The organism is Halogranum amylolyticum, from assembly GCF_900110465.1.
Lineage (GTDB): Archaea > Halobacteriota > Halobacteria > Halobacteriales > Haloferacaceae > Halogranum > Halogranum amylolyticum.
This window is the reverse complement of sequence record NZ_FODV01000003.1, coordinates 305,858-318,844: the sequence shown is the minus strand read 5'-3', so window position 1 is coordinate 318,844 and position 12,987 is coordinate 305,858. Positions and strand designations below refer to the sequence as shown.

Below are 12,987 nucleotides of genomic sequence, written 5' to 3'. Positions count from 1 at the left end.
TCTCGCCGTTCGTTTTCGCTACTTTTCGACCGCGTCGTCCGGGACGACGTGGAGCCCCGCGCGACTCTTGAGCACTCTGACCGTCGGTTCGTCGGGGTCGAAGAACTCCGGGCGGGCGATGGTTTTCGCCTCGTACGTCTCGGGGTCGAGCACCTGTACCGAGTGTTCGTCTTCGACGGTGACGACCGTGGTCTCCTCGGCGTCGTCGACGGTCCCCAGTTTCGTCGCCGGCGGTGTCTCCCCCTCCTCGAAGCGGGCCTCGTACTGTTCGCCCGTCGCGAGTCGCGTCCCCTTCAGGTTGCCGCGAGCGCTCGTCACGAGGACGGGTCCGTCGTCGTCGTCGGGGTCGATGACGTCACCCTGCGTGAACTTCGGGAGACGGATCGCGTAGGTGACGCGGTACACCTCGTTGCCGTCGCCGTCCTCGGTCACGAGCGTCGGATAGCTCTCGACGCGGCCGCCGAGCTCCCGCGTGATGCGGTTGGAGACAGTCTGTCCGAGCTGGTTCGTCGAGAGCTTGATGTCGACGCCCTCGTCGGTCTCCTGAGTCTCGGTGATGAACGCGCCGCGGTCGCCCGCCTCCTCGCGGTCGGCGATGATCTCCTGGGCGATCTCGACGGCGCGGGCGTCCTCGTCGGACGTCGGCACCCGTTCGGTGCCGCGGACCTGCACCAGACTGGCCCAGTAACCGCCGGCCTTCCGACCGCACTGCTTGCAGGTCTGCCGGCTGATCTTCACCGGGACGACGACCTCCTCTTCGAGGAACGTGTCGCGGACCATCCCCGTGAACTGACAGTGCATCCGGATTGTGTTCTGGTCGACCTGTTCGGGTTCGACGGCCCACGACACCTCGCGGGCTTTCAGGTGGACGCCCAGCGCGTTCGACACCTCCTCGATGGCGACGTCGGTGTAGTCCTTCGCGCCGACGTCGACCCAGCGGTTGCCGCGGTAGACGGCCCCGCAGTGGGCGCAGACCATCACCTCGATACGTTCGGGGGCGTCGACGAAGTCGAAGTCCTCGAAGTAGCAGGCGTCACAGAGAACGGCGTCCTTCTCACGGGGCGCCCCGGGGAGCGGTTCCTCCCGCTCCTCGATGGGGTCGCCACAGCGCGGGCAGAACTCGCGTAACTCGCTCATATCGAGTGTCGTTAGGGGTCGTGGCGTTTAAGGCCCGCGAACTGGTGGCTGGTGCTCGCGTCTGTCGAGAACTATCGGAGACTGGTGGCTAGAACTCGTGGCTACCGAGCGCCTCGTTCCGTCGGATACTGACGGCTCTCGGCGACTGACTCGGTGGAAGAAACGAAGTTACGCTGTGTCGCCGTGTGGCGACTGGACGAAACTCTAGTTAGTTGCGAACGACGTTCGTCGCGCGCGGGCCCTTCGGGGCCTGTTCGATGTCGAAGTCGATCTCGGTTCCTTCCGTGAGGTCCTCGCCGCCGACGTCTTCCATGTGGAAGAACACGTCGTCGTCAGAGTCGTCCGTCGAGATGAAACCGTAGCCGCCTGTGTCGTTGAAGAAATCAACCTTACCGTTTGCCATTGCAATCAAACACAACCCGACGACACGGATAAGTGTTCTGTATCTGTTTTCAAATCACAAATTTTCTTGGCCGAATGTCGCTAATAGACGGAGTATCGTAGACATTCGGCCACAATGTCGGTTCTGTGGCGAAACGGTACCTAGTTCGGCACAATCAGCACGACGTTCCGTGGTATCGGCAGTTCTCACTGCCGGGCTGTGGACTGACTGCGATACTGTGCGGTACACGATCACGGTGGTCGACCTCCGACGTCGCGACCGCCACGAGACCACACGCGAGGCGCTCTGTCGGTAGTCGTGACGACCCGCGACCTACACGCGGACGCCCCAGAAGAACGCGATTCCCAGCACGGTGACGACCGACAGCAGCAACTGTAGAGGGGCACCGACTCGGAGGAAGTCCGAGAACGTGTAGCCACCGGGGCCGTAGACGAAGAGGTTCGTCTGGTAGCCGACCGGCGTCATGAACGCGGTCGAGGCTGCGAAGGTCACGGCGAGGACGAACGCGAACGCGTTCGCTCCGATCGACTGCGCGGCGCTGGCAGCGACGGGGATCATCAACACGACGCTCGCGTTGTTGCTGATGACGCTCGTCAGGAGTCCGGTCGCGATGTAGAAGACCCACAGCACGCCGATCGCCGGGAGGAACGTCGCCGTCGAGGCGACGGCTTCCCCGATGAGCGACGCCGCTCCGGTCTGTTGGAGTGCCGTTCCGAGCGGGATGACTCCTGCGAGGAGAAAGATAACGTTCCACTCGACGGATTTGTACAGTTCGTTCGGCTTGAGGACGCCGGTCCCGATCATCGCCACCACTCCGGCGAGAGCGGAGACGACGATCGGGAGGACGTTCAGTGCAGGCAGCGCCACGACGCCGGCGATGATGGCGACTGCGAAGGGGATCTTCTCCGACCGATAGTTCACGTTGTCGAACTCGTGGGCGACGATGAAATCCTCGTTCTGGACGAGACGCGTCAGACTGTCGGGCGGTGCCTGGACGAGAAGCGTGTCACCGACACGGATGCGGATGTCCTCGAACCGGTCGCGGACGACTTCACCACGCGACCGGAAGGCGAGGACGTTCGCGTCGTAGCGCTGCCGAAACGTCGAACTGGCCAGAGTCTCTCCCACGAGGAACGACCCCGACGGGATGACGACCTCGACGAGAACCGGTTCTTCGTCGTCTTCGTGCAGGTCACTCTCACTTTGTGGGCCGCCGAGGAAGGTGACCCCCTCTGCGTTCATGATCCGTTCGAGCGTCCCGCGGTTCGTCCGCACACGGAGCGTGTCGTTCTCGTGGATCTCCTTGCGAGCCAGCGGTTCGGAGAACCGCTCACCGTACCGGATCAGCTGCAGGACGTCGATGTCGAGTTCGTCGTCTCCCAACGCCTCGCCGACGGTCTGTCCGATCAACGACGAGTTCGCCGGGACGACGATGTCGGCGAGATACTCCTGGAGGGCGTACTCTTCGACGAGGTCGTCTTCGACCGGAACCCGTTCGGGGAGTAGACGGACGCCGACGGTCATGAGATAGAGTGCACCGACGACGAAGACGACGACGCCGAGTTTCGTGAACTCGAACATCTCGAACGCCTGCAACCCCAGTTCGGGCGACTCGGCGCCGAGTCGTGCCGCGATGTCGCTCGCGAGGATGTTCGTCGACGTTCCGATGACGGTGAGGGTACCGCCCAGCATCGAGGCGAACGACAGCGGCATGAGCAGTTTCGACGGCGACGTCTTCCCCTCGTGTGCGAGATCCGCAATCACCGGGACGAGAATCGCGACGACCGGTGTGTTGTTGATGAACCCCGAGACGGGACCGGTGATGCCGATGGTCGCCGCGAGTTGTTTGGGTCGGTTCGTGCCGGCGAACGCAGCCATCTTCTGCCCAAGCCGCTGGACGATGCCGGTGCGGTTGATGCCCGTACTCAGGATGAGCATCGCGAGGACGGTTATCGTCGCGGGGCTGGCGAACCCCGAGATGCCCTCGCGAGGGGTGATCTGCGTCCACGGCTCGAGTATCATCAGGAGCACCATCACCAGAATCGCGGTGACGTCGATAGGGAGCCACTCGGTCGCAAACAGGACGAGCGCGAGGAGAATGAGCGCGAAGACGACGAGCATATCCGCCGTCACCGAAGTCGAGGCCACACCCTGTACTGTCAGGGGGGGCACGAAGAAAGACATACCCGAACGAGGTCCCAACGGGGGAAAAGGGCTGGTATCTGCGTCGACTACACCGTGCGACCCTCTCCCTGGTCGAACTCGCCACGGAGCGTCGGTGGGTTGTTTCGCCCTCGCCTCGGGTCGTTCAGTTGTCCAAATCGTCGTACTGTTCGTACCGAACCGTCAACTTCCCCGCCGTCGGCTGCTCCGCCGCATCGCGGAGCGCCTCGAACTCTCGAAGCAGTTCACTCGCGTCGTCCGACCCGTCTCTGACCTTCCGTGACTCTTCTCGAACTGTGTCGTACAGGCGCTCGACGATGCGTCTGACGGCGTACGAATCCGTCTTCGAGTCGACTTCGAAGGTGGCCTCATATCGTGACATACGCAGACTTGGCTCTCCACCGAGATAAGAGAGCGCACCGCGGGTGGGTCGATCTCCGGCTCTTTCACTGGGTCACCAGGCAACTACCCCCATCGCTGATACCTCTCTGACGGATGGACCACAGTCCATACGTGGCCCTCGTTTCGACGAGAGACGGGAGTGAACAGGTTCGGCGGTCGCGTCTCAGACCGTCAGCTCCGGGTCGTCGACGGCCTCGTCGGCCGCCTCGCGCCACGAGTGGGCGGGCGTCCACCCGAGCAGGCGCTCGGCCTTCGTAACCGAGTACGCCGACGCGTCGCCCTCGATCGAGCAGTCCTCGGGGAGCGACCCGTAGAACTCCCGCATCAACTCGGTCAGCTCTCGACCGAGCGCGTTGTCCGGGGCGGCGCAGTTGAACGCCTCGTGGCCCTCGACGCTCCCGTCCTTCGTCCCCGCCAGTGCGGCCTCGACGAGACTCACGACGTCGCGAACGTCGACGTAGGACCAGTAGTTGCCCGCGCCCGCCGCGAGGTCCGAGACGTAGCCCCCGTCGCGGCAGGGGTAGTCACCCGGGTACTGAATCCACGTGGGACGGATGGAGGCGACGGGGACGCCGTCGCGTCGGACGACGGATTTCGCGACCTCCTCGGCGGCGACCTTCGAGAGACCGTAGTCGTCCTCCGGGCGCAGGGCGTGTGCCTCGGAGATCGGTAGTTCGTCCGGGAGAGGCGTCTCGGCCGCGCCGAAGAAGCCGTAGGCACCGTCGCTGGACGCCTGGACGACTCGCGCACCGACCCGCCCCGCGGCCGCGAGGACGTTGTAGGCGGCGAGCGTGTTGTTCTCGAAGACGTCGCCGCCCGGATGTCGTCCGGCGACGGGAATGGCTCCCCAGTGGACGACGGCGTCGGGGTCGAGGTCGGTGACGAGGTCGAAGACTGCCCCGCGCTCGGTCAGATCGAGCGCGCGGAACTCGATCCCCTTCGCTCCCTGTTCGGCGAAGCCGGGATGCGAGACGTCGGCACAGACAGTGTGGTAGTCGTCGGCGAGGCTGTCGACGAGCCAGCGGCCCGACTTTCCGCGGCCGCCGGTGACGAGGACGGTTTCCATACCGAGGCGAACGAACGTCGGTCGAAAATAGACGGCGAATCGCTCTGACGTGGCTCAGGAGTACAGGACGGGGTCGTCGACGTCCTCGTCGGCCGCCTCGCGCCACGAGTGGGCGGGCGTCCACCCGAGCAGGCGCTCGGCTTTGGCCGTCGACAGCGCCGAGTCGTCGCCGTCGAGGTCGCAGCTCTCGGGCAGTCGGTCGAAGAACGCTTCGACCGCCTCCGTCGTGGAACTGCCGAGATAGTTCTCGGTCGCCGCGGCGTGGAACGCCTCGTGACCCGGCAGGCCGGCGTCGAGCGCGGCGTCGACGAGGCTCACGACGTCGCGGACGTCGACGTAGGACCAGAAGTTCCCCGCGCCCGCTTCGAGGTCGGCGGGGTCGTCCCAGTCGACGCTCGGGAGGTCGCGACAGTTGTACTCGCCGGGGTACTGAATCCACGAGGGCCGAATCGAGGTCACGGAGACGTCGTTTCGGCGGACGACCATCTTCGCGATCTCCTCGCCGACGACTTTCGAGGTCCCGTAGGGGTCCTCCGGACGCTGGGCGTGGGCCTCCGTGACGGGGAGTTCGTCGGGCAGTGACTTCTCGCGGGCGAACGGGAAGCCGTAGGAACTCTCGCTGGACGCCCAGACGACGCGGGCGTCGACGCGGCCGGCCGCGACGAGGACGTTGTAGGTCGACAGCGTGTTGTTCTCGAAGACGTCGCCGCCGGCGTGGCGTTCGGGGGCCGGAATGGCTCCCCAGTGGACGACGGCGTCGGGGTCGAGGTCGGTGACGAGATCGAAGGTCGACCCGCGGTCGGTGAGATCCAGCGCGCGGAAGTCGACGTTCTCGCGTGGGTCGATCTCGAAGCCGGGGTGGTCGACGTCGACGCAAACAGTGTGGTAGTCGTCGGCGAGCCCGTCGACGAGCCAGCGGCCCGAGCGGCCGAGTCCGCCAGTCACGAGTACGGTTTCGGTCATACGCCTGACGTCGGGCGCGCAGAACAAGTAGGCTGGTGTGGCGGCAGTACGTCGGACGCTACGTTCGGGCGTCGAGCGGGAGCGTCAGTGTGCCCACAGCCCGTGTTCCCGTCGGGCGTGTGCTACGAGGTCCTCGGTCGTGGCGAACGTCTGTCCACAGCTACACTTGTGGTTCTCCGAGGTGGCTGTCTGGCGTGTTGCCATGTCCAACCGTTCAACCCCTAATTATAATATTTTTTCGGCAGGAATATGTTGCCGTGTGACACGGGGTTCGTTCACACGACGTCTGGACGTCCGTGCGTCGTGCCAGCAAACGGCCAACTCCGGCAGCGTTTATACATCGGAGCGGCTAGAGACGCGCATGGATTGGAAACCGGACTGGGGACTCAGGGGTCGCATGGCCCTCACTATGTTCCTCCTGTTCGCCCTCTATCTCGTGTTCGCGGCCGTCATCTCGCAGACACGATACGTAGGGTTCCTCGTACTGATGGTACCGTTCCTCGCCGTCCAGTACTTCTTCAGCGACAAACTCGCGCTCTACAGCATGGGTGCGAAGGAGGTGTCGGAGGAGGAGTACCCCGAGTTGCACGCGACGATCGGGCGACTCTCCCAGCAGGCCGACCTGCCGAAACCGAAGGTCGCCGTCGCCGACTCCCGCATCCCGAACGCGTTCGCGACGGGCCGCAACCAGAAGAACGCGGCCGTCTGTGTCACGACTGGCATCATGCAGACGCTCGACCAGGACGAACTCGAGGGCGTCATCGCCCACGAGCTCGCGCACATCAAGAACCGCGACGTGGCGGTCATGACCATCGCGTCGTTCCTCTCGACGATCGCGTTCCTCGTCGTCCGCTGGGGCTGGTTCTTCGGCGGTGGCGACCGTCGCGAGGGCGGTGTGCCGGTCATCGTCGCCATCCTGCTCTCGCTCGCGGTGTGGATCATCTCCTTCATCCTCATCCGCGCGCTGTCGCGCTACCGCGAGTTCGCCGCCGACCGCGGCGGCGCGGTCATCACGGGGAAACCCTCGGCGCTCGCCTCCGCGCTCCTGAAGATCTCGGGGCGGATGGACAACGTGCCGAAGGAGGACATGCGCGAGCAGGCGGAGATGAACGCGTTCTTCATCATCCCCATCAAGAGCGGCTTCATCGGCAAGATCGCCAGCACGCACCCGAGCACCGAGAAGCGCGTCGAGAAACTCCGCGAACTCGAACAGGAGATGGAAGGACGGTAACGGCCTTCTGGTCTTCGACTCGGTACTCCGCTCTGATTCGTCACTTCGTTCTCTTTCGAGGCACTGTGGAAACGACCTAAGGCCCCCGCGCTCCCAGAGTGGCGTATGGGACTGTTCGACTCGCTCCGGTCGGCGCTGGGACTCCGCGCCGAGGCCGACGCGACCCGCGCGGCCGACCCTGAGGACCTCTTCGGGATGAGCACTGCGTATCTGACGATGGAGGCCGACCTCGACTTCGACCCCGCCGGCGAGGCGGCGCTCTGTTTCTCCTCCGTCGACAGCACCGACTTCGCCGAGACCTTAGACCAGGTGGAAGCGATCCTCGCCGCCGGCGAGGAGGAGACGGGGACCGTCTTCCGCCGTCACGCCGACGACCACGGCTACCACTGGGTCGTCCTCGAGGACGACGACCCCGAGGATCTCGTCACGAGCATCCACTTCGCGGCCGACGAGTTCATCGAACAGGGGTACGGCTCTCGACTGCTGGCTGCCGTCTTCGGTTTCCGGAAGGACGACTCCCGGGCGTACTGGATCTACTCGTTCCGCCGCGGGAAGTACTACCCCTTCGCCCCGAAGCGCGGCCACGAGCGCGACCAGCGACTCGAGTTCAAACTGGAGACCGTCCTCGACGGCGAGTTGGGCATCGAAAGCGAGGAGCAGTACTGGTACCCGCTGTGGCCCGACACGCCCGACGGCCACCCCTGGCAGTAGCGGCGAACTCGTCCTCGCTCTCTGCGGAGAGCACCGCGACGACCCGCCGCTCCCTCCTCTTCTCGTTTCCTCTCGTCCGTCGAGGCGCGCTTATCGCATCTAAACCCCCGCCAGTGCGTGCTATCGAACCCCACGCCGTCCGCCAGTTTCACTTTCACTCTGCTGTTAACGAGGGTTTATGTGCGGACGGGCACAAGCCGTGAGTACGATGGCAGACGACGACCTCGAAAACCTCCCCGGAGTTGGCCCCGCAACCGCAGACAAGCTCACGGACGCCGGTTTCAACACCTACGAGAGCCTCGCCGTCGCGAGCCCCTCGGACCTCGCGACGAAGGCAGACGTCGGTGACAGTACGGCGAGCGACATCGTCCGCGCCGCCCAGAACGCCGCCGACATCGGCGGCTTCGAGACCGGGACGGCCGTCCTCGAACACCGACAGCAGATCGGTAAACTCAGCTGGCAGATTCCGGAGGTCGACGACCTCCTCGGCGGTGGACTAGAGACCCAGTCGATCACCGAAGCCTACGGTGAGTTCGGTGCCGGCAAGTCGCAGGTCACCCACCAGATGTCCGTCAACGTCCAGCTCCCCAAAGAGGCAGGCGGGCTCCGTGGCAGCGTCATCTTCATCGACTCGGAGGACACGTTCCGTCCCGAGCGTATCGACGACATGGTCCGCGGCCTCGACGACGAAGTGCTACAGGCGGCGATGGACGACCGCGAGATCGAGGGCTCGCCCGACGACGAGGACGCGATGGACGAACTCATCTCCGACATCCTCGACAAGATCCACGTCGCGAAGGCGTTCAACTCCAACCACCAGATGCTGCTGGCCGAGAAGGCCGAGGAACTCGCACAGGAACACGAAGACACCGAGTGGCCGATCCGACTGGTCTGCGTCGACTCGCTGACCGCCCACTTCCGTGCGGAGTACGTCGGCCGTGGCCAGCTCGCCGACCGCCAACAGAAGCTCAACCGCCACCTCCACGACCTCGACCGCGTCGGCAACCTCTACAACGCCGCGATTCTGGTGACGAACCAGGTCGCCTCGAACCCCGACTCCTACTTCGGTGACCCGACCCAGCCCATCGGTGGCAACATCCTCGGCCACAAGTCGACGTTCCGGATCTACCTCCGGAAGTCGAAGGGCGACAAGCGGATCGTTCGCCTCGTCGACGCACCCAACTTGGCAGACGGTGAGGCCGTCATGCGCGTGCAGGACGGCGGTCTGAAGCCCGAATAGGCACGAGTTTCGGTTGGTTTTCGGTTCTTCCCCCGGATCTCTCTCTTTGCGTACGAGGTTGGTGTTGAGACGGGGAGCAGGTAGCCTCTCGTTCTGAAAGACCCTCGCGTACGTGTCTCCCGCCGATCAAACGTCGGCAAAGCCACGCGCCAGAGACGACTCTCGGCAGGCGGCCAGAAAGCAGAGAAAAGTCGAAGAGACGCCGCTCAGTCTTCGGTCTTCGTCTTGTCGAGGTCGATCTCGCCCTCGTAGATCTTCGCACCGTCCTGTGCGACCTTCTCGGCCAGCACGGCACATTTGATGCGCATCGGACTGATGTCGACGCCCAGCATGTCGACAATGTCGTCACGGTCCATCTCCTTCAGCTCCGAGAGGCTCGTCCCCGGAAGCTTCTGCGAGAGCATGCTGGCGCTGGCCTGCGAGATGGCACAGCCGTCGCCGGAGAAGGAGACGAACTCGATGGTCTCGCCGTCGTCCTCCAGTCGGACGTCCATCTTGATCGTGTCGCCGCAGGAGGGGTTCTCCCCGACGTGCGAGAAGGTGGGGTCCTCCATCTCGCCGTAGTTGCGCGGGTTCTTGTAGTGGTCGAGAATCTGCTGCCGATACATGTCGGAGCCCATGCCCATAGTTGGGCGTTCGTAGGTGAGTGCGCTGTAAAAGGATTCCGGGGTACGGGGTCTACACGGGCCCCGACTACCGCGTTCGCCCGAGCACCGTCTCGAGGTCGTCGAGCGCGACCGTCTCTACGTCGGGCGTCTCACTCGTCCCGCGTTCCTTGAACCCGCTCCCGGTCGCCACGAGCACGACGTCCTCCTCCGAGGTGAGCTCCCCTCGCGCCGCCAGTCGTCTCGCGCCCGCGAGCGTCGTCGCCGACGACGTCTCCACCGCGAGCCCGGCCCGTGCGGCGAGCGCGCGCTGGGCGGTCAGAATCTCCTCGTCGTCGACCGCGAGCACCGCGCCGTCCGTCTCGCGTGCCGCCGCGAGCGTCCGGTTCCCGCTCGGCGGGTTCGCGTTGGCGATGGAGTAAGCGACGGTTTCCCCTGCAGTGACGGGCGTCACTTCGTCCGCGCCGGCTTCGAACGCTTCGGCGATGGGCGCACAGGCCGTCGCCTGCACGAAGTAGAGCCGCGGGACGCGGTCGATGGCTCCTGCCCGACGGAGTTCGCGGACGGCCTTCCACGCGCCGCTGGCGTGCCCGCCGCTGCTGACGGGGAGGACGATCGCGTCTGGTACGTCGGGGGCGAACGCCTCCAGCACCTCCACGACCGTCGTCTTCTGCCCCTCGACGCGGAGCGGAGCGTCGGAGTTGACGAACTCGACACCGACCTCTGCGCCGAGCTCCAGCGATCGCTCGTAGAGCTTCCCGTAGTCGCCGTCGACGCGGACGAGCGTCGGGTCGTACTGTGCGATGTTCCCCAACCGCTCGGCCGGGATGTCCGTCGGAACGAGGACGACGCAGTCGAGGTCGACGCCGGCGGCGTGGGCGGCCATACTCATCGCCATGTTGCCGTGCGAGACGGTGCCGACGGTGTCGACGCCGTGGTCGAGCGCCCACGCGACGCCGACGGCGCTCCCGCGGTCTTTGAAACTTCCCGTCGGGTTCGCCGCCTCGTACTTCACGTGGACGTTCACACCGGCGACGCCGTCGAGTCGGGGCGTCCGAACCAGTGGGGTGTCGCCAGCGACGTCGCCGAGGCCGCCTGGCGACGAGACGGGCAAGAGCGACCCGTAGCGCCACATGCCCGATTCGTCGGTGACGTCGTCCCAGCCGAAGTCGTCGGCGTCGACGTCGATCCAACGCGGTCCGCCGCAGTCACAGCGTGTGGCCGTCCACTCGTCGACGGTCTCGCCGCAGGCGACACAGGAGAGCGTGGGTGGAGTCATGGCTACGGTGAGTCGGTGAGTCGTAATAAAGCGACACGGAACGGACGAGGTGTGTTCGTATCTCGGAGCGCGTGACTCACGCCGCTTCAGGCGAACAACTCTCTCGCGCCGTCGACGGCCTCGATCAGCTCGTCGACCTCCTCGCGCGTGTTGTAGATGTAGAACGACGCCCGCGCCGACGCGGCCGCGCCGAGTTTGTCGTGGAGCGGTTGCGTACAGTGGTCGCCGGCGCGGATGGCGACGGCGGAGTCGTTGAGGATGCTCGAGAGGTCGTGGGCGTGGACGCTGTCGAGGTTGAACGCGACCAGTCCGCCGCGGTCGTCGCCTGGCGGGCCGTAGATGGTGATGTCGTCGAACTCGCTCAGCCGGTCGTAGGCGTACTTCGAGAGCAGTTCCTCGTGTCGCTGGACGTTCTTCATCCCGACGTCGTCGAGGTAGTCGACGGCGGCGTGGAGACCGATCCCCTGCGCGATGTTCGGCGTCCCGGCTTCGAACTTCCACGGTAGGTCCTCCCACGTCGCGTCCTCGTAGGTGACGCGTCGAATCATGTCGCCGCCGTAGAGATACGGCTCCGTCTCCTCGAGGATCGCCTCCTTCCCGTAGAGGACGCCGATCCCCGTCGGGCCGAGCATCTTGTGTCCCGAGAAGGCGAAGAAGTCCGCGTCGATGTCGCCGACGTCGACGGGTCGCGTCGGGGCCGACTGCGCGCCGTCGACGAAGATGTACGCGCCGACCTCGTGGGCCATGTCGGCGAGTTCGTCGACGGGGTTGATCGTGCCGAGCGTGTTCGAGACGTGGACGACCGAGACCATCTTCGTCGACTCGTCGATCAGCTCCTTCGCGTGTTCCATGTCGAGGCGACCCTCGTCGTCGACGCGGATGTACTTCACCTCCGCGCCGGTCTTTTTCGCGAGCTGCTGCCACGTGACGAGCGAGGCGTGGTGCTCCATCTCCGTGAGGACGATCCGGTCGCCCGGACCGAGTTCGTTCAGCCCCCACGCGTAGGCGACGAGGTTCATCGCCTCGGTGGTGTTCTTCGTGAAGACGATCTCCTCGCGTCCGTCGGCACCGACGAACTCGGCGACGCGGTCGTGCGCCTGCTCGTAGGCCACCGAGGCCTCCTGACTCAACTGGTGGATACCGCGGTGGACGTTAGAGTTGTAGCCGTAGTAGTAGTCGACGATCGCTTCGACGACCTGTTTCGGCGTCTGACTCGTCGCCGCGTTGTCGAGATACACCAACGGTTCCGTGTCGCCCTCGCCCTCACCGGGCGTGGTCACGTCCCCACCGACCTTCCGCGCGAGAATGGGGAAATCCTCACGGATGGCCGCGACGTCGATAGGGTACGACTCCTGCGCTTTCATTGGAGACGGCTACGAACTGTGGGGATAACACGTCTTCGGTCGTGAGAGCCCGAGTGAACTACATCTGGTTACATTCGACGCGAGAGTTGTCATCTGGAGGTTACGGGATACGAGTTTATCTCCTTGGCCGACGTCTTTCTCTCTATGTCCGTCATTCTGCAGTTCGGGGTTCCGGGCGCGGTCGAACTCGCCGTCCTCTTGGTCCTGTTCGTCGTCCCACTCGCTGTGGCGTACTGGGTCTACCGGGACGCGAGTCGCCACGGCGTCTCCTACGCGCCGGCGTGGGCGCTGGGCATCCTCGCGCTCCTCTTCGCCGGCCTCCTACCGGGGTTGCTCGCGCTCGCGGCGTACCTCTACGTCCGAGAGAACAGTTCCGAGCGCCCCGACCGCCCGACCGTCTGACGAACGCGACGACCCATCGTG

13 protein-coding genes are annotated in these 12,987 nt (G+C 65.0%); 4 read left to right on the top strand and 9 right to left on the bottom strand.

Translation table 11 applies throughout. The annotated features are described in order from the left end of the window. Nucleotides 1-18: 18 nt before the first annotated feature. From BSG17_RS07695 to BSG17_RS07670, 6 genes are all read right to left on the bottom strand, one after another. On the bottom strand, nucleotides 19-1,137 hold the full coding sequence (locus tag BSG17_RS07695; protein ID WP_089822661.1) for a 60S ribosomal export protein NMD3: 1,119 nt from the start codon (nucleotides 1,135-1,137) through the stop codon (nucleotides 19-21). Between the two features lie 208 nt (nucleotides 1,138-1,345). Continuing rightward, nucleotides 1,346-1,540 (bottom strand): cold-shock protein, encoded by a 195-nt coding sequence (locus tag BSG17_RS07690; protein ID WP_089822659.1) that lies wholly within the window; start codon nucleotides 1,538-1,540, stop codon nucleotides 1,346-1,348. Between the two features lie 312 nt (nucleotides 1,541-1,852). After that, nucleotides 1,853-3,661 (bottom strand): SLC13 family permease, encoded by a 1,809-nt coding sequence (locus tag BSG17_RS07685; RefSeq protein WP_089822657.1) that lies wholly within the window; start codon nucleotides 3,659-3,661, stop codon nucleotides 1,853-1,855. 187 nt (nucleotides 3,662-3,848) lie between these two features. Continuing rightward, the gene (locus BSG17_RS07680) at nucleotides 3,849-4,085 is read right to left on the bottom strand and encodes a hypothetical protein (RefSeq protein ID WP_089822655.1); all 237 of its coding nucleotides are present in this window, start codon (nucleotides 4,083-4,085) and stop codon (nucleotides 3,849-3,851) included. A gap of 183 nt (nucleotides 4,086-4,268) precedes the next feature. Further along, nucleotides 4,269-5,171, bottom strand: coding sequence for an NAD-dependent epimerase/dehydratase family protein (locus BSG17_RS07675; RefSeq protein WP_089822653.1), 903 nt, complete (start codon nucleotides 5,169-5,171; stop codon nucleotides 4,269-4,271). 54 nt (nucleotides 5,172-5,225) lie between these two features. Further along, a complete protein-coding gene (locus tag BSG17_RS07670; RefSeq protein ID WP_089822650.1) occupies nucleotides 5,226-6,134 on the bottom strand; it encodes an NAD-dependent epimerase/dehydratase family protein in 909 nt (302 codons plus the stop codon). A gap of 361 nt (nucleotides 6,135-6,495) precedes the next feature. Between BSG17_RS07670 and htpX the strand changes: the two genes are divergently transcribed. The 3 genes from htpX to radA all read left to right on the top strand — a co-directional run bounded on the left by htpX (nucleotide 6,496) and on the right by radA (nucleotide 9,316). Next, nucleotides 6,496-7,365, top strand: coding sequence for a zinc metalloprotease HtpX (gene htpX / locus BSG17_RS07665; protein WP_089822648.1), 870 nt, complete (start codon nucleotides 6,496-6,498; stop codon nucleotides 7,363-7,365). A 105-nt stretch (nucleotides 7,366-7,470) separates the two neighbouring features. Next, nucleotides 7,471-8,076, top strand: coding sequence for a PspA-associated protein PspAB (gene pspAB, locus BSG17_RS07660; RefSeq protein WP_089822646.1), 606 nt, complete (start codon nucleotides 7,471-7,473; stop codon nucleotides 8,074-8,076). A 208-nt stretch (nucleotides 8,077-8,284) separates the two neighbouring features. Next, the gene (gene radA / locus BSG17_RS07655; protein WP_089822644.1) at nucleotides 8,285-9,316 is read left to right on the top strand and encodes a DNA repair and recombination protein RadA; all 1,032 of its coding nucleotides are present in this window, start codon (nucleotides 8,285-8,287) and stop codon (nucleotides 9,314-9,316) included. A 206-nt stretch (nucleotides 9,317-9,522) separates the two neighbouring features. On the opposite strand, the gene BSG17_RS07650 is transcribed toward radA, so the two are convergent. The 3 genes from BSG17_RS07650 to sufS all read right to left on the bottom strand — a co-directional run bounded on the left by BSG17_RS07650 (nucleotide 9,523) and on the right by sufS (nucleotide 12,564). Beyond that, a complete protein-coding gene (locus tag BSG17_RS07650; protein WP_089822643.1) occupies nucleotides 9,523-9,942 on the bottom strand; it encodes an iron-sulfur cluster assembly scaffold protein in 420 nt (139 codons plus the stop codon). A 67-nt stretch (nucleotides 9,943-10,009) separates the two neighbouring features. After that, the gene (gene thrC, locus BSG17_RS07645) at nucleotides 10,010-11,200 is read right to left on the bottom strand and encodes a threonine synthase (RefSeq protein ID WP_089822640.1); all 1,191 of its coding nucleotides are present in this window, start codon (nucleotides 11,198-11,200) and stop codon (nucleotides 10,010-10,012) included. Nucleotides 11,201-11,286: 86 nt separating this feature from the next. After that, on the bottom strand, nucleotides 11,287-12,564 hold the full coding sequence (gene sufS, locus BSG17_RS07640) for a bifunctional cysteine desulfurase/selenocysteine lyase SufS (protein WP_089822638.1): 1,278 nt from the start codon (nucleotides 12,562-12,564) through the stop codon (nucleotides 11,287-11,289). A 144-nt stretch (nucleotides 12,565-12,708) separates the two neighbouring features. Here sufS and BSG17_RS07635 point away from each other — a divergent pair, with 144 nt between their 5' ends. Next, nucleotides 12,709-12,966 (top strand): hypothetical protein, encoded by a 258-nt coding sequence (locus BSG17_RS07635; protein WP_089822635.1) that lies wholly within the window; start codon nucleotides 12,709-12,711, stop codon nucleotides 12,964-12,966. Nucleotides 12,967-12,987: the final 21 nt, after the last annotated feature.